Below are 18,652 nucleotides of genomic sequence, written 5' to 3' on the forward strand. Positions count from 1 at the left end.
ACCAAAACAAAAGCGAAATTTTTCGAAAAACATTGAATTTAGCGTTATTTGTTAATAAATGAGCTGTTATGCTGATTAATTTCAATCCTCAGCATTGGAATTTTGAGCTAAATAAATATAATTTGAGCAGCGATTAATTGACCAGTCGTACTCAAACTCAGGAGAAATATCGTGACCAATCAGACTAGCTGGAGTTTTCTATTCGAGTTTTTGTTAACAAAATATTTAGCTAAACTAAGCGTTATAGGTAGTTTAGTGGTTGTAAATGTTAATACCCTTAGCGCAGCAGAAATTACACAACGCCATAGTCTTTCTCTGCCAAGTTGTAACGTCACGATAACCGCCGATCAGGCGACCAATTCTAGCCAAGGTAAAATATTTGAAGGCAATGTCAAAGTCCTTATTGGATTTGCTAATTTACGTGCTCATAAAGTTATTTTAATTAAACAAGATAATGGACGCTGTTTACTCTTGTCAGAATCAGTTAAATAAACTAATTTCTGACGCCGTCAAAGGACGCCATTCACCTAGTTTTAAGTCGCCCAATTCAATCCCACCGACTGACTCTCGATGTAATTGGATAACCTTATTGCCCACAGCCGCTAACATACGTTTAACTTGATGATACTTTCCTTCGCTAATGCTCAATCTTAACTGATTTTCAGATAGCTGCACGACTTCAACCGGAACGCTTAATTCCTTCTCTCTTTTTAGCTGCACACCGGCGCAAAGTTGGCTAATCATTGATTGGCTTAATGATTCTGCGGTAGTGACCAGATATTGTTTAATGCAAGATTTTCTAGGAGAAGTAATATTATGAGTCCATTGTCCATCGTTACTCACTAACACCACACCGGTGGAGTCTTGATCTAAACGGCCAGCAAAATGGCAACCCTTGGTATTCATGCTAGTTAACAAGTTTAATGCGGAAGGATAAACTTCATCTTGAGTTGAACATAAAAACCCTTGAGGCTTGTTTAGTAAAACATACTGCTTACCTTGCAAGGTTAACCTTTCGCCTTTAAACACAACATTTGACTCGACCTGACCTTGGCTATTCAGCTTAACTTGGTGCTTAGGATTTTTAATTTGTTGATCGTCGACTTTAACTCGTCCTTTTAGAATAATTTGCTTGGCTCTAGAGCGAGATACCAAACTAGTTTGAGCGATAAACTGATCGAGACGCATGTTATTTATTCCATTGGTTAAACGCAGCAGCATCGCTTTGCTTGGCTTCTACCCAAACACTACCACTGGGGTAATGCTCTTTTTTCCAGAAAGTCGCTTTTTGTTTTAAATAATCCATTATAAACTGCGCTGCAGCAAAGCATTCTTTACGGTGTAAACCGGCAACGCCAACAAAAACAATAACTTCTCCAGGCGTTAAATAACCGACTCTATGAGCAACAATACAATCATTAATATGCCAACGTTGCTTGGCATCGCTTAATATTCGTTCTAGTTGAGATTCTGTCATACCCGGATAATGTTCTAGCGTCATTCCGGTTAAGCCTTGCTCTTGTTGCGAGCTTCGTACCGCTCCGGTAAATATCACGCTAGCCCCAGATTGACCATTTTGCTGCTGCACGCTTTGATTTAATTCGGCTAAATCGAGCGGTGCTTCTGATATTAATATATTAGAAAGTTTCTTATTCATTTTTAACCGCCAGTAACTGGTGGAAAAAATGCCACTTCGTCATCGTTATTGAGTAAATATTTAAAATCCACTAAGTTTTGATTTACCGCTACTTTAAGTGAACGATTAGAATTCTCAAATAAATCATGCCACTCTTTGCCTCTTTGGCATAGTTGCTTACAAAGCGTTTCAATACTAGCGCCATGTTCGCACTCAACTTCTAACTCTGAGCAATTTAACTGCTCTTTAAACTGGGCAAACAATAGTACTTTAATCTTCATAAAATTCTCATTAACCTTTGTTTGAACGCCACACGCCAGACCGACCACCCTGCTTTTCGATTAACCTTATATCATTGATTTTCATAGACTTATCAACAGCCTTGCACATATCATAAAGGGTTAAACATGCCACCGAAACTGCGGTTAAGGCTTCCATCTCTACCCCTGTTTGGCCAGTTAATTTACATTCTGCCGTTACCTCTACCTGATTAGTCTCTGCTAATAACTCAAAACTCACTTTAATAGAGCTCAACATTAAAGAGTGACAGAGTGGTATAAGGTCGGCGGTCTTTTTAGCCGCCTGGATCCCCGCAACTCTTGCTACCGCCAGTACATCTCCCTTCTTATGGGTGCCCGCTTGAATCATTTGCAGGGTTTCTGCGGTCATATCAATCGCGCCTTTTGCAATTGCGATACGACTAGTGGGGCTCTTTTCGGTCACATCGACCATTTCAGCCTCGCCTTTTTCATTTAAATGAGTAAAATGCTTCATTATTAAACTTTAACCTTTAGGTAGCTTAGTTATGGACTCTATCCATGTGACTGTCGCAGCTATTATAAGACGAAATAATCGTTATTTGTTAGTAAAAGAAAAAGCGAGTAATGGTCAAATCGTATTTAATCAGCCTGCAGGCCACGTAGAATTAAAAGAATCACTTGAGCAAGCAGTAGTTCGCGAAGTTAAAGAGGAAACCGGCTTGGACTTTACCCCCACCGCTTTAACTGGAACCTATTTGCTCAGCCCTGCTACAAACGGCAAAACCTATTTACGCTTTTGCTTTGTAGGCACGGTTCCTCAAGAACAAGAGGCCCAGCCCATGGATAAAGATATCCTTGAAAATTGCTGGTTCTTAGAAGAAGAAATTATTGCTCTGGATAAAACTCAACTGCGCAGTGCCTTAGTGTTACAATGCATTAGTGATTATAAAGCGGGTAATCGAGTTCCATTGGAATCTATTCACTTTAGCAACGATGAAATTGCTTTGGGTGAGGCCTGTATAGAAGAATTAAGCGAGTAAAAATGATAGATAACTCTCAAACTAAAGTGGTAGTTGGCATGTCTGGCGGTGTTGACTCCTCTGTAGCGGCATATTTGTTAAAGCAGCAAGGATATGACGTTATAGGCGTGTTTATGAAAAACTGGGAAGAAGACGACACCGATGACTACTGTGCTGCAGCAGAAGATATGGCCGATGCAAAAGCCGTTGCAGACAAACTAGAAATACCCTTTAAATCGATCAATTTTGCCGCCGAGTATTGGGACAGAGTGTTTGAATATTTTCTAGAAGAATACAAAGCAGGCAGAACGCCCAACCCAGATATCATGTGTAATAAAGAAATTAAATTTAAAGCCTTCTTAGATTATGCTGACATTTTAGGCGCTAAATATATTGCTACAGGCCACTACGCTCGTGTTGTGCGCACCTCGACGGGCTCGCAAATGTTACGCGGCTTAGACAACAATAAAGACCAAACCTACTTTTTATATACATTACAACAGCAGCAATTAAATAAAACATTATTTCCAGTAGGCGAATTACAAAAGTCTAAAGTCCGAGAAATAGCACAACAACAAGGCTTTATTACTGCCAATAAAAAAGACAGCACTGGCATTTGTTTTATTGGCGAGCGTAAGTTCAAAGACTTTTTACAACAATACCTGCCCGCTAAACCGGGAGATATTGAAGATGAACATGGCGAAATTATTGGGCAGCATTCAGGTCTCATGTATCATACTTTAGGCCAACGTAAAGGCATTGGAATTGGCGGCATCCAAACAGCAGACGAAGCACCCTGGTATGCCCTTAAAAAAGACTTACTAAGAAACGTTTTAATTGTTGGACAAGGTCATGAACACCCATTAATTATGAGCGATGGCTTAATTGCCTCTCAACTTCATTGGGTAGAACCTGACAAAATAGAAAAGCGTTTTCGTTGTACTGCTAAAACTCGATACCGACAAGAAGATGTTGCTTGTCTAGTAGAGCAACTTGACGACTCTCAATGGCGAATAACCTTTGACGAAAAACAGCGAGCGGTTACGCCCGGTCAGTCTGTTGTATTTTATCAAGCTGATCTATGTTTAGGCGGCGGTATCATCGACAATATTTTTAACCTAGAACAATAAGATTTTAAATGAATCAAAAGAATGCTTTAACCGACCAATGTATTGCCTTAGCAGGCATGGCACAATCAGTGCGAGTAGTTCAACATATCGCATGGAAAGGTGACGCTAACCCTACTGACTTTAAAGCCGTTTTAGCCAGCTTATTGCGAATTGAAGCGCCGAGTAGCGCCGCGGTTTATGCAGGCAGCTTTGAAGTTAGCACGGGACTACGCTTACTTTTAGCGCAGTTAGATCCGCAGCATAAAGATAAAGATCCTGAATTTGTTAACCTAATGATTAATGTCATTGCGATTCAGAAGAAACTAGAAAATAACCCGCAGCTCATGAGTAAACTTGCTGATGGAGTTCAAAGCCTTTCAAATCAACATTCTCAATTAGAATTTTACCTTGATGACGAGCAGTTTGAAAAATTATTAACCGAGTCATCACAAGTTTACCAAGACACACTTTCAAAGCTCAACACTAGAATACAAGTGCGTGGCGAGCCGCGCTACCTAAAAGAAAAGTTAAATCAAACCAAAGTACGCGCTGCTTTACTTTGCGCTGTTCGAGCTTGTTTCTTATGGCGTCAATGTGGTGGCTCTCGTTGGCATTTTTTATTTAAGAAAAAAGATTTATTAAAAGGTTTTAGAGCGCTACTGGCTAATCCAATAAAAGAATAAAGGAAAACGATAATGCCCAAAGCTTATTTTAAATACGCAGTAAGGACACTCATTTTAACCGCGATTTGTGTGGTTAGTTTAAATTTTGCCTGTGCTAATGGGGCTGGCGTTCAAATATTAAATGCCTTAGGAACAGTAGCCGACTCTCAAGTGACAGAGCGCGATTATATTTTGCAAGGGGTAGACTTTATGCAGCTGACAATAAAAGTCTTTTGCGCCATTGGATTGTTGTTTTTTGTTTATTTTATCTTTCGTGGGTTTCAGCAACTAAGTTTTGAAAACGAATAAAAAAAAGGGCGAATCAATCGCCCTTTTTTAATCGTTTGAATTAGCGTTTATCAATTGGCACCCATGCCTTATCTTCAGGGCCAGTATAATTCGCACTAGGTCGAATAATTTTACCGTCGACTCTTTGCTCCATAATATGAGCAGCCCACCCGGTAATTCGCGACATGACGAATATTGGGGTAAACATTGCCGTTGGAATACCCATTACATGATACGAAACCGCAGAGAACCAGTCTAAATTAGGGAACATTTTCTTTTCATTCCACATTACTGTTTCTAATCGCTCAGCGATATCATATAAGTTCATATCACCCTGTTGCGCAGATAAATGTTTAGCTACTTTTTTGATTACTTCATTTCTAGGATCAGATACCGTATAAACCGGATGACCAAATCCAATCACAATTTCTTTTCGAGCAATACGTTCTTTAATATCCGCTTCCGCTTCGTCAGGCGACCCATAACGCTTTTGAATTTCTAAGGCAACTTCGTTTGCGCCACCGTGTTTAGGGCCTCGCAAAGCACCAATTGCTCCGCTTACTGCAGAATAAATATCAGAACCTGTACCGGCAATAACGCGGCTGGTAAAAGTAGAAGCATTAAACTCATGCTCTGCATATAATATTAATGAAGTGTGCATTGCTCTTTCCCAATCTTCACTCGGTTTTTCACCGTGTAAAAGATTTAAGAAATGTGCGCCAATAGAATCATCGTCAGTTTCTACATCAATGCATTTTCCATTATGACTATAGTGATACCAGTAAAGTAACATAGAACCAAATGACGCTAATAAACGGTCTGAAATATCTCGAGCATCGGCTGGTGCTTGTTCATCTTTTTCTGGTAACACCGTACCCAACACTGAACAGCCAGTTCTTAAAACATCCATTGGATGGGCTGCTGCAGGAATAGATTCTAGTACCTCTTGCACAACCGTTGGTAAGCCACGCAATGACTTTAGCTTACGCTTATAATTAACGAGTTCAGCTTTATTTGGTAAACGCCCATGAATTAATAAATGCGCAATTTCTTCAAACTCAGCGGTTTCAGCAAAGTCTAAGATATCGTAACCGCGATAAGCCAGATCATTGCCAGAACGTCCTACGGTACATAACTCTGTATTACCAGCCGGAACACCAGATAACGCCACAGATTTCTTTGGCTTTGGCAAAACTGACTTAGTTTTAGAGGTATCGGTCATTGCTTACTTCTCCTTATTGTTAGCGAATAATTGGTCTAATTTATCTTCATATTCGTGGTAGTTGAGGTAGTCATAAAGCTCACTACGAGTTTGCATTATGTCAACAACATTACGTTGATGACCGTCATTAATTAAAGCTTGATAAAAACTTTCGGCACCTTTATTCATTGCACGGTAAGCGCCACAGCAATAGAGCACAATATCAACCCCAACTTCTGCAAGCTCTGGCGTACTAAATAAAGGGGTTTGGCCAAACTCAGTAATATTGGCCAAAATAGGTACGTTAATTTGTTTTCTAAGCTCGGTATACTCTTCTAGGCTTCCAACAGCCTCTGGAAAAATCATATCAGCGCCAGCCTCTACGCAAGCGTTAGCGCGATCAACCGCAGCTTGAATTCCATCAACCGCTAGAGCATCAGTTCTCGCCATAATGACAAAGCTTTCATCTGTGCGTGAATCAACCGCTATTTTAATTCTATCGACCATTTCATCTAAAGAGACGATTTCTTTTCCAGGTCTATGGCCGCAGCGTTTGGCAGCCACTTGATCTTCAATATGGCAACCTGCTGCACCAAATTTAGTTAAAGACCGGATCGTTCTAGCAATATTAAAGGCGCCACCAAAGCCGGTGTCGGCATCAACCATAAGCGGTAAATCGCACACATCGGTAATTCGGCGTACATCGGTTAAAACGTCGTCTATGGTACTAATCCCCAAATCTGGCATGCCCAGAGAATTGGCTGCTACGCCTCCTCCAGACAAATAAATTGCCTTGTGCCCTGCTCGCTTGGCCATATGGGCAGTAAAAGCATTAATGGTTCCGACTAACTGTAATGGTTGGCTTTCTGCCACCGCTTGGCGAAGCTTTGCTCCTGGAGTCATAGTTGTTGTCATTATTTCTCTCTTTTAAATTAGTGCTTTAAATTAACTTCTATTCTTTACCATAAACTAAGCGTTTGAACTTAGTATTACTTTTTGACATTAACGCGTTTTTACTGCGTAACTGGTTAAGCAGGCATTTAATAGCAAACCGCTTAAGCTGACTGCTGTATTTTTAACTTCCATATTTTAGGCCCAGTTTGGTGAACTGACTCACCTTTAGTGTCTACCGCGACAGTCACCGGCATATCTTTTACTTCAAACTCATAGATCGCTTCCATTCCCAGCTCTTCAAATGCCACCACGCGTGATTGCTTTATGGCTTTGGATACTAAGTATGCGGCGCCGCCAACAGCCATTAGGTAAACCGACTTATTTTGCTTAATGATTTCAAGAGTCGCTTGGCCACGCTCTGCTTTGCCAATCATGCCCATTAGCCCCATGCCACCTTGAGCCTTTGGCGCTAACATCATTTCTGAATACTTATCCATGCGAGTCGATGTCGTTGGACCGGCTGGGCCGACAACTTCATCTCCTACTGGATCTACAGGGCCAACGTAATAGATAAACCGTCCTTCAAAGTCAACGCCGTCTGGCAAACCTTTACCGCTATCAATCAGGTCTTTTATCTTTTTATGCGCCGCATCACGTCCGGTTAGTATTTTGCCAGAAAGCAGCACGGTATCACCTGGCATCCAAGTTTCAATTTCTGCTTGAGTAATCTTATCTAAGTTAACTCTTTTTACATTCTCGCTAGCTTCTTGAGTGATTTCAGGCCAATCGTCAAGGCTAGGCGCTGCTACAAACGAAGGACCAGAGCCATCCAATACAAAATGCGCATGACGTGTAGCCGCGCAGTTCGGAATCATTGCTACAGGTAGAGATGCGGCATGCGTTGGACAATCTTTTATTTTAATATCTAAAACTGTAGTTAGCCCGCCTAAGCCTTGAGCGCCGATCCCCAATTGATTAACTTTCTCATGGAGTTCTAAGCGAAGCGCTTCAACTGGTGTTTGAGCACCTTTTTGTTGCAGCTCGTGAATATCAATAGGATCCATCAACGACTCTTTCGCCATAACCATCGCTTTTTCTGCGGTGCCTCCTATTCCCAGTCCTAACATACCTGGTGGGCACCAACCTGCTCCCATAGTGGGCACTGTTTTTAATACCCAGTCTACGATTGAGTCATTTGGGTTTAGCATAACAAATTTAGATTTGTTTTCTGAGCCACCGCCTTTTGCAGCCACGGTAACATCAACTTTATTACCCTTAACCATTTCTACATGAACCACAGCCGGCGTGTTGTCTTTGGTATTAACTCTTGGCCCTACCGGGTTCTTGACGATAGAAGCTCTTAAGGGATTATCTTGATTTTGGTACGCCCTGCGCACACCTTCATCAACTAATTCCTGTACGGTTAACTCACAATCCCACTGAACATCCATACCAATTTTAACAAACACTGTGACAATACCTGTGTCTTGGCAAATCGGTCGTTTACCTTCCGCACACATTCTAGAATTAATTAACATTTGCGCCATAGCGTCTTTAGCGGCCGGATTAGCCTCTTTTAGGTAAGCCTGATGAAGTGAATCAATAAAGTCTTTAGGGTGATAATACGAAATATATTGTAAAGCCGCTTCAACACTGTCGATAAAGTCAGCCTGCTTAATTGCCGCCATCTAAACTCTCCTGGCTCAAATCAGATTAAATAAAATAAGTAAGGTGTCTATTCATCATTGCGATAGCAGACGAGACAAACACTTGGCTAAATTATGTCTATGGTTATTGATTGGTTGGATAGCCAGAGTGTATCTTGCAATGACGCTAAGTGACTGCATTATAACGCATATATCTAGTTGGGTCAGTACTCATGCTCATTAACTTTCTTATATCTAGCATAGCTTGAGCTGATAAGTACTTTAGAACAATAGGTTAGCTAAATTGAAGCGCTAGCAAGATTTGATTGAAACTCATAGGCATAAAAAAAGCCAGTCATAAGACTGGCTTTTTAATTTGGCGTCCCCTAGGGGGTTCGAACCCCTGTTACCGCCGTGAAAGGGCGGTGTCCTAGGCCTCTAGACGAAGGGGACTAGATTGTTGTCTTAACCTCAAATTGAACTTAAGAAACTGGTGGAGCTAAGCGGGATCGAACCGCTGACCTCTACACTGCCAGTGTAGCGCTCTCCCAGCTGAGCTATAGCCCCAAACCGAGCGAGATTCTATTTGCTTCACTGCGCAGTGTCAACTGCTTTTCTAAAAAAACATTCGCTTTTTGCTATATTGAATAATTGTTATACAAATATCGATTTTTAAAAGCCTAAAATGCCATTTTGGCTCGCATTTTTTAGCCTTAATTAAGCCATTAAACTTTTAAAGGCTCCCATTCGCAAAGCATATTTATCCCAGTTAATATATCCATTGCGTAATTCGATCAAATTAATTGGTTACAGCTTGAATTCGATTATAAATGTCGATAAATTGAGTTTTCGATAAATTCAAAGGTCATCACAATGAAAATAATAGCGCTGCTTTGTTTAGTTTTAAGTGGGTTCATAAACCTAAGTGCCCAGTCGGCTTTTAATGCAACCGATTTAATCACAATGCAACGGGTCAGTAGTCCGTCAATTTCTCCAGACGGACGTTATGTTAGCTACTTAGTTAGAAGTACTGACTTAGAAGCAAACAAAGGCACTACAGAGATTTGGGTGACTCGCCTCAGTGATAATAAAGCGATTCAAGTAACCAAGCACCCTGCTTCTGATTATTCACCTCAGTGGGCAAAAGACAGCCAGCATATTTATTTTCTGTCTACTCGTCATAAAGGTTCGCAAATTTGGAAAACCCATATAACCAAAAAAGAGCCAGTACAAGTCACCCAATTTCCACTCAGCGTAACCAGCTTTAAAATATCAAAACATAATAACAGAATTATTTTTTCAAGCGCTGTGGTGCCAAGCTGTGAAGACTTTGCTTGTACTAAAAATTACTTAGCCAAAGAAAAACAAAAACAAGCATCTGGTATCGTTTACGATAAAATGTTTGTACGTCATTGGGACCACTGGATTGGTAGCACTCAATCACAGATTTTTTCGGTAGATCTCAATAAAAATGGTTTATTAGCTAACCAAAAAATAACCCCGCTAAGCGCGACTGTTTTTGCTAACGTTCCTTCCGATCCCTTTGGAGGTAACGAAGAATACACAATGAATGCTGATGCTTCCAAAGTCTACTTTGCCGCTAAAATACAAGATAAAAACGAACCAACTTCTACCAACTTTGATATCTACCAAGTTTCTGTTGCCAACCCTAGCAAAGCAATTAATTTAACTCAGTCAAATTTAGCTTGGGACACACAACCAATTCTGAGTAGCGATGGCAACACCTTAGCTTATTTAGCAATGCGCCGCCCTGGTTTTGAAGCCGATCGTTTTGAGGTCGTATTAAAAGATTTAAAAACAGGTAAAAATTCATATGTCACTAAAGACTGGGACCGAAGTTTTTCTAGCCTTCAATTTTCTAGCGACAACCAATATCTTTTTCTTACGGGTAATCACCTTGGTACCAAAGCACTTTGGCGATTTAACATTAAAACTGGTGAGCGAGTATTATTTAATCAATCAGGCTGGGTCACTTCACCTACCGTTGGCAACCAAAAAATTATTTATGCAATGAATAATTTAAAACAACCTAACGAGCTTTACCTATCTAGTCTCGATGGAAAAAAACCACAGCAAATTACTTTTGTAAATACTAAAAAATTGAGCCAAGTTAAGTTGGGTGACTACGAACAATTTAAGTTTAAAGGCTGGAACGACGAAACAGTTTACGGCTACTTAGTTAAGCCGGTTGACTTTGACCCAAATAAAAAATATCCACTGGCTTTCTTAATTCATGGTGGGCCACAAGGCAGTTTTGCCGATCGTTTTCATTATCGTTGGAATCCACAAACCTATGCGGGCCAAGGATACGTCGCAGTCATGATAGATTTTCACGGCTCTACCGGCTATGGGCAAGCATTTACCGACTCTATTTCGCAAAATTGGGGTAGCAAACCCTTTGAAGATCTGCAAAAAGGAATGGCATTTATTGACCAACAATATGCATTTATTGATACCAACAATGCCTGTGCGCTAGGCGCATCTTATGGCGGTTATATGATAAATTGGATTGCGGGAAATTGGCCAGATCAATTTAAGTGTTTAGTCAATCATGACGGCGTTTTTGACAATAGAATGATGTACTACAGCACTGAAGAATTATGGTTTGTAGAATGGGAAAATGGCGGCCCATACTTCAAATCGCCAGATATACACGAAAAGTATAACCCAGTGAATTATGTCAACAACTGGAAAACCCCAATGCTTGTGGTTCAAGGCGAACTCGACTATCGGATTCCTGTCACTCAATCCTTAGCAACATTTACTGCACTTCAAAGAAAAGGTATTAAAAGTAAATTACTTTACTTTCCTGATGAAAATCACTGGGTACTTAAGCCACATAATAGCCTGCAATGGCATCACGAAGTTAATTTATGGCTGAAAGAATTTTTAGATTAGCTTTGAATAGTTAAATCATCGAAGAAATTAGATGCCCCCTTGAGGGGCATTTTAAAAATTTCGCAAAAATTTAAAACTTACAGTACTGAAGTTTGCCCACCGTATAAACGATAACCGGCTTTAACAATTTGGCTTTGGCTAACATTGTTGTGCTCACACACATTTTCAGAATTGCTAGGTAAGTGAAGCTCGCCACAACTCGCGCATGCTTTAACTTTTACTCTGCCTTTATGATAGGTTGCCCACTGATGTTTAACTTGTACCATTTATCTTTCCTCTTGCTTCACTTAAAAGTTAATTGCCTTAATAGTGCAATAAATTCAAACTCTGTGAAATAGTAGAAAAGCACTAAGCGCTGTAGCGGATTAGCCTTAATCATTGTGAGATATGTCTCAAAAAGCGATCATAAAAATCTCAAAATTCATATTAAACAAGCCCTTTAAGCCTATTCCCTTAACTAATTTATGGGAATTTATTAATAAAAATCAAACAATTACCTTTTTACTTAGCCTCTAACTCGGTGAGCATTTTAATAAAGCTGGCTTCGTCTAATACTTTAATACCTAACTCGGTTGCTTTGCTCAATTTAGAACCAGCCGCCTCACCTGCGACCAAAGTATGGGTGTTTTTAGAAACACTACCGCTTACTTTAGCCCCTAAAGCTATCAGTCGTTGTTTCGCTTGGTTACGTTTAAGTTGGGTGAGCGTACCGGTTAAAACCCAAGTTTGCTCATTTAAAGGAAGCTGTGATTGGTCCACCTTGACAATACTAGGCCAATTAATTCCGCTGTCTAATAGCTCGTCAACGACTTGGCGGTTGTAACTATTAGCAAAAAACATCACAATATGTTGCGCAACAACCTTACCAATATCTTTTATAGACTCTAAATCTTCTTGAGTGGCATTCGCTAGATTTTCAATACAAGTAAATTCTTGGGCTAAATTAAACGCTGTCACCTCGCCAACTTCTCGAATTCCTAACGCAAAAATAAACCTCGCCAAACTCGTTTGTTTACTCTTTTCTATTGCAGTTAATAAATTGTCTGCCGATTTTTCAGCCATTCTTTCTAGATTTATTAAGGCAGATTTTTCTAACTTGTAGATATCTGCAACGCTATTTAGTAATTTATTATCACACAATGTATCAACGAGTTTGTCGCCTAAGCCATCTATATCCATCGCTTTTCGTGAAGCAAAATGTTTAATCGATTCGCGCTTTTGGGCATCACAAATTAAACCACCGCTACAGCGAAAAACAGCTTGATCAGCTTCTTTTTCTACTTTTGAATTACAAACCGGACAAGTCATTGGAAACTCGATGGATTGAGCATCACTTGGTCGTTTCTCTAGAATAACGGACACCACTTGCGGAATAACATCTCCGGCCCGCCTAACAATAACAGTGTCACCAATTTTCACACCCAGTCGTTCAATCTCGTCTTTATTATGTAACGTGGCATTAGAGACTGTTACCCCACCGACAAATACCGGCTCTAATCTTGCTACAGGAGTGATAGCACCAGTGCGTCCAACTTGAAAATCAACGGCTTTTAACAAAGTTAATTCTTCTTGCGCTGGAAACTTATGTGCAATAGCCCAACGAGGTGCTTTAGCAACAAAGCCAAGTTCTTGCTGAAGATCGATAGAGTTAACTTTATAAACTACTCCGTCAATATCGTAACTTAATTCGCTCCGTTGCTTTAAAATATTTTCGTAATAAGCCAAGCAATCTGTTGCGCTTGGCAGACATTGAATTTCTGGACAAACCGGAAGCCCCCAAGATTTTATTTGCATTAATCTTTCATAATGCGTTTCCGCTAATTGACCGCCCTCGATACTTCCAATCGCATAAAAATAAACCGCTAGTTTACGCTTGGCTGTAATTTTAGGATCGAGTTGACGCAAGCTGCCCGCTGCGGCATTTCTCGGGTTTACAAATAGTTTTTCATTGTTTTCAGTAGCATCTTGATTAAGCTGCTCAAATGCGGATTTGGGCATAAATACTTCGCCGCGAACATCTAAGACTTCTGGAAAATCGCCACGTAACTTTAATGGCACACTGGCAATGGTTTTAATATTCAAGGTCACATTTTCACCTTGCTTACCATCACCACGAGTTGCAGCGACATCCAACACACCGTTGCGGTAAACAATACTCACAGCTAAGCCGTCAAGTTTAGGCTCGCAGGTAAACTCAATGGGACTGAACTCACCAATACGATTATAAATACGCTGCTGAAAACCACTAAATTCAGCTTCGGAGAAAACATTATCTAATGAAAGCATTGGGCTTAAGTGGGTGACAGATGGAAACGCAGCATCAAGCTTACCGGCTACTCGTTGCGTTGGTGAGTCGGGGGTGACTAGTTCAGGGTGCTGCGTTTCTAATTCAATTAGCTGGCGCAATAATCGATCGTATTCTGCATCAGGCAAACTTGGATTATCAAGCACATAATAACGATAATTTGCTTCTTCAATGGTATCTTTTAATTGATTAATTTTTTGCAATGCCGATAGTGACATGAGAAATTCACTTAAATTAAGTTTAAAAAATAACGCTTTAGCCTATTGAGCTAAGGATTAATTGCGCGCTTGGCTAAATAGGTCTTAAGTGTCTCTAAATGGTGCTGATAAGTTTGCTCAGTAAAAACACTTTTACTTTCATCAAGAATTTGACCGTCAAGCTCTTGTTTTAGAAGTCGCGCAGTTTTTACCATATTCTCATAGGCTTGAGCGGCATCTGATGGACCGGGAACTGTCATAAAAAGCGCAAATGCAGGCGTTTCAAAGCGTTCAATATCTTTTAAATCAAAGGTGCCAGGATTAATTGCATTAGCAAGGCTATACATTACCGGACCAGGCTTTCCTGCAGCCCCGCTATGACGATGAAAGATACCCATCTCTCCGTGTCGCAAGCCTTGCGATAACAACAAGGGCATAAAATCTTGGCCTAAGAAAGTGCTTCCTTCTTTTGCTTTTACAATCAAAGAAAAAACAAGATCAGGATCGCTTACTGGTTTGTCTTCTTCTACCCCTAAGTCTAATTGCTCGGTTGGAGTTTGTAATGGTGGTGAGCTTTTATGTTGGCTCACACTTTCTTGTTTTGAGTTTGGTTGTGGCTCAGCTCGGCTAGGTGCAGCGTCTTGCGATGCAGAACTCAAAGTGCCAGCTGAAACCGTTTTAGATTCACTTTCACCGGCTTTTCTGACCGAACCAACGCCAGTAAAGTCAAAACCCGAATCGTCAACCTGATCCGCCGTTTGGCGCATTTTTTGTATTAAATTATCTTTTTCTTGCTGAAGTTTTTTTCTTCTTTGAAAGTCGTAAACAATAAAGCCAATTAAAGCGACTCCAACAATAATCAAAGCAATTCTAATTTGCCAATCCATTTTATTCGTGATTCCTCAGTTATTGTGAGATCAATTGCGCAGCTTCATCAACGTCTACCGCAACTAATCTTGATGCGCCGGGCTCTTGCATAGTTACCCCAGCTAGCGCGCTAGCCATTTCCATCGCAACTTTATTATGAGTAATATAAATAAACTGTACCGTTTCAGACATACTTTTTACTAGCTTACAGAAACGTCCAACATTCGCATCATCAAGAGGCGCATCAACTTCGTCTAGTAAGCAGAAAGGCGCAGGGTTGAGTCTAAATATTGAAAACACCAAACTTAGCGCGGTTAATGCTTTTTCACCACCCGATAATAAGTGAATCGTGCTATTTCTTTTACCTGGAGGTCTGGCCATAACCGTAACTCCAGTATCTAACAAATCATCGCCGGTTAGCTCAAGATAAGCATGGCCTCCACCAAATACTTTTGGAAATAACTCCTTCATGCCAGAATTAACTTTATCAAAAGTTTCTTTAAAGCGGGTGCGAGTTTCTTTATCTATTTTTCTAATAACACCTTCTAGTGTGTCTAAGGCTTGTTCTAAATCTTCATATTGAGCATCTAAATAAACTTTTCTTTCCGATTGCTGTTCGTGCTCTTCTATTGCCGCTAAATTAATCGCGCCAAGTCGTTGGATCCGAGCAGCAACGGTTTCTAAACGTTTGTTCCACTCTTCTTCATTAGCACCCTCTTCCATGGCAGCTAATATTTTTTCAATATCGTTTTCTTCACCAGACAAGTTTTCCGCCTGGTTTTTCTGCATGGTTGAGTTTTCTGACCACTGCATTCGTAATCTTTCGAGGCGCCCACGAACAGACTGAGACGCTTGCTCTGCATCATGACGTTGCTTTTCAAAAGTTCGAATTTGTTTATCAACTTCTTCTAAAGCTTCTCTTGCTTGAGTTAAATTTTGTTCGGCCTCTAAACGATTTTCTAAGGCTTCTTCCAATTCTATTTGTAATTCATCATCTGGTGAATTAACAGACTGTAACGACTCCTCTAGCGTTTGCTTGCGAGTTTGCAGTTCGTGGATTTGCGAGTGCATGCGCTGATTTGTTGATTGTACCGAATTAATTTCTGAACGAATGTTAGCCACTTGCAACTCAATTTTGTGGGCCTGATCTTTCGCTTGTTGCGCTTGATTACGCGCCTGTTCAACTTGGCTACGCTTTTCATCTCTTAACCGATTTAATTTATCTTTTTTATCTAAATCTTCAGCCATGGAGTCGACCAACTTCTCTAAAGTTGCTCGGCTCTGCGATAAAGTTTTCTCATCGGCGCTTAGCTGCTCTCTTAATTCGGCAATTTCGCGAGCTAAAGCTTCTTTTCGGCGATTAGCTTGCTCAAGCTTTGCTTGCTGCGAACCAACTTGCGCTCTTAACTCACCATATTTTTTGTTAGCTACGCTTAAACTTCGCTGTTTTTCTTCCCAAGCATTTTCTAGGTCTTTTAACGAATCTCGCTCAATTTCAGACTTTTCATTTAAAGTCGCGAGCTCTTCTTCCGCAGCTTCTAACTTTAAACTTAATTCCGCTAACTCACTTTCTCTTTCCAATACACTGGATTCTTCTGCGTCTTTTTTAGCAATTCTCACCCAGTTAGGTCCAAACCAAATTCCTTGTTGGGTAATAACCGACTCAGTAGCAGCTAAATTTGGACGCAACTTAAGCGCATCTTCAATCGATTCAACCGCGTAAATATTACTTAATAGTCCAGCGACACTAGACGCATTAGAAACTTTAGTTAATAGCGTTTCTGGCTTGTTTGGTAAGTCGTTATTTTGACTAGATAAAGCTGCAAGTAAAGTCACAGAGCCGCTATCTAGCTGCCCAATATTAGCCACTAAGTCATCATAATCATCTACTATAACGGCATCTAAATAGTCGCCAAGTACTATTTCAGTCGCAGCTTCCCAGCCAGCTTCTACTTTAATTTCTTGGGCTAGCTTATTATTATTTTTTAAATTATTTTCTTCGAGCCATTTTTCTACCGACTGGCTACTGGTTTCCAAAGCGGCCTTTTGTAATGCATTAAGCGATATATGGCGGCTTTGTATTTTCTGTAATTCGCTGCGGCGTTGATCAATGGTGGATTGATTTTCACGACGCGACTGACGCATGCTAGAAATCTGTTGCATCAAAGACTCTGTCGCTTCGCTTAAAATATGCGTTTCTTCTTCGGCTTTGCTTAGCTCTAATGAAGCCTCTAACATACTTTCTTCTACCGGTTCGGCAGAAAGCTCGGCAAGTTCATTTTCATGAGTTTCAATACGTTTAGCTAGTCGCTCAATAACCCGCTCAAAATGCTGTATACGAGTCCGCTCAACTTCCATTCTTTGGCTATTTTCTGAGCTGGTTTTGCTAAATGTTTCCCATTCTTTTTCCCAGTCAAGCATGGAGCCTTCTATTTCAGCCAAGGCGTCTTGTGCTTGCTCCATGGTTTGTTGCTGTATTTCAAGCTCTGGTTCAGCCTCTAATAATTTTTCTTTTAAAGACTCAATTTGCACTTCGTCTTGAGACATTTGCTCCATAAGATGCTTTAAAGACGAGCTGGCGTGGTTTAAGTCTTCATTAATTTGGACTCGGCGCTCTTTCTTGTGCGCAATGCCTTGCTCCAAACGGGCTATATCTGCCCCAATACCATAAAAACGGCCTTGTGCCGCATTAAAGCCGTCAGTAAGCTCAATGTGTTTTTCGCGAGTTTGCTCAATTTGATTATCTGCGTGGCGTTGATCAGCGATGCGCGCCTCTAATTCGGTTTCTAACTTATTAATTTCTGAAGTGAGCGATTCAACCTGGCCATGAAATTTTTGCCACTTTAACGCCGCTAACTCACTTTTTAACTGACGTTCTTCTTGCTTATATTCTTTGTACTTTGTTGCTGAGTTAGCTTGCCGCTGCAAATGCGCGATCTGTTTACCTAATTCTTCGCGAATATCAGTAAGACGTTCCATATTTTCGCGGGTATGGCGTATTCTATTTTCTGTTTCACGGCGGCGTTCTTTATATTTAGAAATACCCGCAGCTTCTTCTAGAAAAATTCGCAGCTCTTGTGGTTTAGACTCAATTAATCGAGAAATCATTCCTTGCTCAATAATTGCGTAACTACGCGGCCCTAGCCCGGTACCTAGAAAAATATCGGTAATATCTTTGCGTCGACACTTAGTGCCATTAAGATAATAACTTGCTTGACCGTCACGAGTTACCATTCGGCGAATTGAAATTTCAGCATAGTTAGCGTATTCGCCCTGCACCGTACCATCACTATTATCAAAAACCAACTCAATACTCGCTTGACCAACCGGTTTTCGAGTGGTTGAACCGTTAAAGATAACGTCGGTCATTGAGTCACCACGAAGGTTTTTGGCCGATGACTCACCCATAACCCAGCGCACCGCGTCTATCAAATTCGACTTACCACAGCCATTGGGCCCAACAATTGCGGTCAAATTTTCTGGAAATGGAACCGAAGTGGGGTCAACGAAAGACTTAAAACCCGCTAATTTTATTTGTTTTAATCTCATTATTATCTTATTTCTAATTTGCTGCTGATGTAACTAAAATCCCGAAATCCGCTTCAATGACTCAATATGCCACTGGGCACTATTATGCTTACAATTTTCG

The 18,652-nt window shown here is 40.6% G+C and carries 17 protein-coding genes and 2 tRNA genes; 6 read left to right on the plus strand and 13 right to left on the minus strand.

Translation table 11 applies throughout. From position 1 onward, the window contains the following. Positions 1-171 precede the first annotated feature (171 nt). Positions 172-492 (plus strand): hypothetical protein, encoded by a 321-nt coding sequence (locus tag ACUR5C_RS09170; protein WP_454464817.1) that lies wholly within the window; start codon positions 172-174, stop codon positions 490-492. Here ACUR5C_RS09170 and ACUR5C_RS09175 read toward each other — a convergent pair. From ACUR5C_RS09175 to moaC, 4 genes are read right to left on the minus strand one after another with little or no spacing between them, the layout of a single operon-like run. Further along, positions 481-1,188: a pseudouridine synthase gene (locus ACUR5C_RS09175; protein ID WP_454464818.1), complete on the minus strand. Its 708-nt coding sequence runs from the start codon at positions 1,186-1,188 to the stop codon at positions 481-483. The genes ACUR5C_RS09170 and ACUR5C_RS09175 overlap by 12 nt on opposite strands. A gap of 1 nt (position 1,189) precedes the next feature. Further along, complete coding sequence (locus ACUR5C_RS09180; RefSeq protein ID WP_454464819.1) at positions 1,190-1,657, minus strand: molybdenum cofactor biosynthesis protein MoaE; 468 nt, start codon at positions 1,655-1,657, stop codon at positions 1,190-1,192. 2 nt (positions 1,658-1,659) lie between these two features. Continuing rightward, positions 1,660-1,917, minus strand: a complete 258-nt coding sequence (moaD, locus tag ACUR5C_RS09185) for a molybdopterin converting factor subunit 1 (protein ID WP_454464820.1) — start codon at positions 1,915-1,917, stop codon at positions 1,660-1,662. A 10-nt stretch (positions 1,918-1,927) separates the two neighbouring features. Beyond that, positions 1,928-2,410 (minus strand): cyclic pyranopterin monophosphate synthase MoaC, encoded by a 483-nt coding sequence (moaC, locus tag ACUR5C_RS09190; RefSeq protein WP_454464821.1) that lies wholly within the window; start codon positions 2,408-2,410, stop codon positions 1,928-1,930. Between the two features lie 31 nt (positions 2,411-2,441). Here moaC and ACUR5C_RS09195 point away from each other — a divergent pair, with 31 nt between their 5' ends. The 4 genes from ACUR5C_RS09195 to ACUR5C_RS09210 are packed head-to-tail and all read left to right on the plus strand — an operon-like array spanning position 2,442 to position 4,995. Next, positions 2,442-2,936, plus strand: a complete 495-nt coding sequence (locus ACUR5C_RS09195; protein ID WP_454464822.1) for an NUDIX hydrolase — start codon at positions 2,442-2,444, stop codon at positions 2,934-2,936. Between the two features lie 2 nt (positions 2,937-2,938). After that, complete coding sequence (gene mnmA / locus ACUR5C_RS09200) at positions 2,939-4,045, plus strand: tRNA 2-thiouridine(34) synthase MnmA (protein ID WP_454464823.1); 1,107 nt, start codon at positions 2,939-2,941, stop codon at positions 4,043-4,045. Positions 4,046-4,053: 8 nt separating this feature from the next. Then, complete coding sequence (hflD, locus tag ACUR5C_RS09205; protein WP_454464824.1) at positions 4,054-4,707, plus strand: high frequency lysogenization protein HflD; 654 nt, start codon at positions 4,054-4,056, stop codon at positions 4,705-4,707. A gap of 12 nt (positions 4,708-4,719) precedes the next feature. Beyond that, positions 4,720-4,995, plus strand: a complete 276-nt coding sequence (locus tag ACUR5C_RS09210; protein WP_454464825.1) for a hypothetical protein — start codon at positions 4,720-4,722, stop codon at positions 4,993-4,995. Positions 4,996-5,035: 40 nt separating this feature from the next. On the opposite strand, the gene prpC is transcribed toward ACUR5C_RS09210, so the two are convergent. The 5 genes from prpC to ACUR5C_RS09235 form a co-directional block, all read right to left on the minus strand. Further along, on the minus strand, positions 5,036-6,196 hold the full coding sequence (prpC, locus tag ACUR5C_RS09215; protein WP_454464826.1) for a bifunctional 2-methylcitrate synthase/citrate synthase: 1,161 nt from the start codon (positions 6,194-6,196) through the stop codon (positions 5,036-5,038). Positions 6,197-6,199: 3 nt separating this feature from the next. Continuing rightward, a complete protein-coding gene (prpB, locus tag ACUR5C_RS09220) occupies positions 6,200-7,090 on the minus strand; it encodes a methylisocitrate lyase (protein ID WP_454464827.1) in 891 nt (296 codons plus the stop codon). Positions 7,091-7,230: 140 nt separating this feature from the next. Next, positions 7,231-8,757: a fumarate hydratase gene (locus tag ACUR5C_RS09225; RefSeq protein ID WP_454464828.1), complete on the minus strand. Its 1,527-nt coding sequence runs from the start codon at positions 8,755-8,757 to the stop codon at positions 7,231-7,233. Between the two features lie 335 nt (positions 8,758-9,092). Further along, positions 9,093-9,168 (minus strand) — tRNA-Glu (locus tag ACUR5C_RS09230). Positions 9,169-9,206: 38 nt separating this feature from the next. After that, positions 9,207-9,282: transfer RNA gene (locus ACUR5C_RS09235), tRNA-Ala, on the minus strand. Positions 9,283-9,588: 306 nt separating this feature from the next. Between ACUR5C_RS09235 and ACUR5C_RS09240 the strand changes: the two genes are divergently transcribed. Then, a complete protein-coding gene (locus ACUR5C_RS09240) occupies positions 9,589-11,634 on the plus strand; it encodes a S9 family peptidase (RefSeq protein WP_454464829.1) in 2,046 nt (681 codons plus the stop codon). 77 nt (positions 11,635-11,711) lie between these two features. Here ACUR5C_RS09240 and ACUR5C_RS09245 read toward each other — a convergent pair whose 3' ends face one another. From ACUR5C_RS09245 to smc, 4 genes are all read right to left on the minus strand, one after another. Beyond that, entirely contained in the window at positions 11,712-11,900 is a 189-nt protein-coding gene (locus ACUR5C_RS09245) for a hypothetical protein (RefSeq protein ID WP_454464830.1), read from the minus strand. Positions 11,901-12,135: 235 nt separating this feature from the next. Continuing rightward, positions 12,136-14,157, minus strand: a complete 2,022-nt coding sequence (gene ligA / locus ACUR5C_RS09250; protein WP_454464831.1) for an NAD-dependent DNA ligase LigA — start codon at positions 14,155-14,157, stop codon at positions 12,136-12,138. A 50-nt stretch (positions 14,158-14,207) separates the two neighbouring features. Beyond that, positions 14,208-15,023: a cell division protein ZipA gene (gene zipA / locus ACUR5C_RS09255; RefSeq protein ID WP_454464832.1), complete on the minus strand. Its 816-nt coding sequence runs from the start codon at positions 15,021-15,023 to the stop codon at positions 14,208-14,210. Between the two features lie 19 nt (positions 15,024-15,042). Further along, positions 15,043-18,552, minus strand: coding sequence for a chromosome segregation protein SMC (gene smc / locus ACUR5C_RS09260; RefSeq protein WP_454464833.1), 3,510 nt, complete (start codon positions 18,550-18,552; stop codon positions 15,043-15,045). Positions 18,553-18,652 lie beyond the last annotated feature (100 nt).

Source organism: Aliikangiella aequoris (assembly GCF_053709105.1).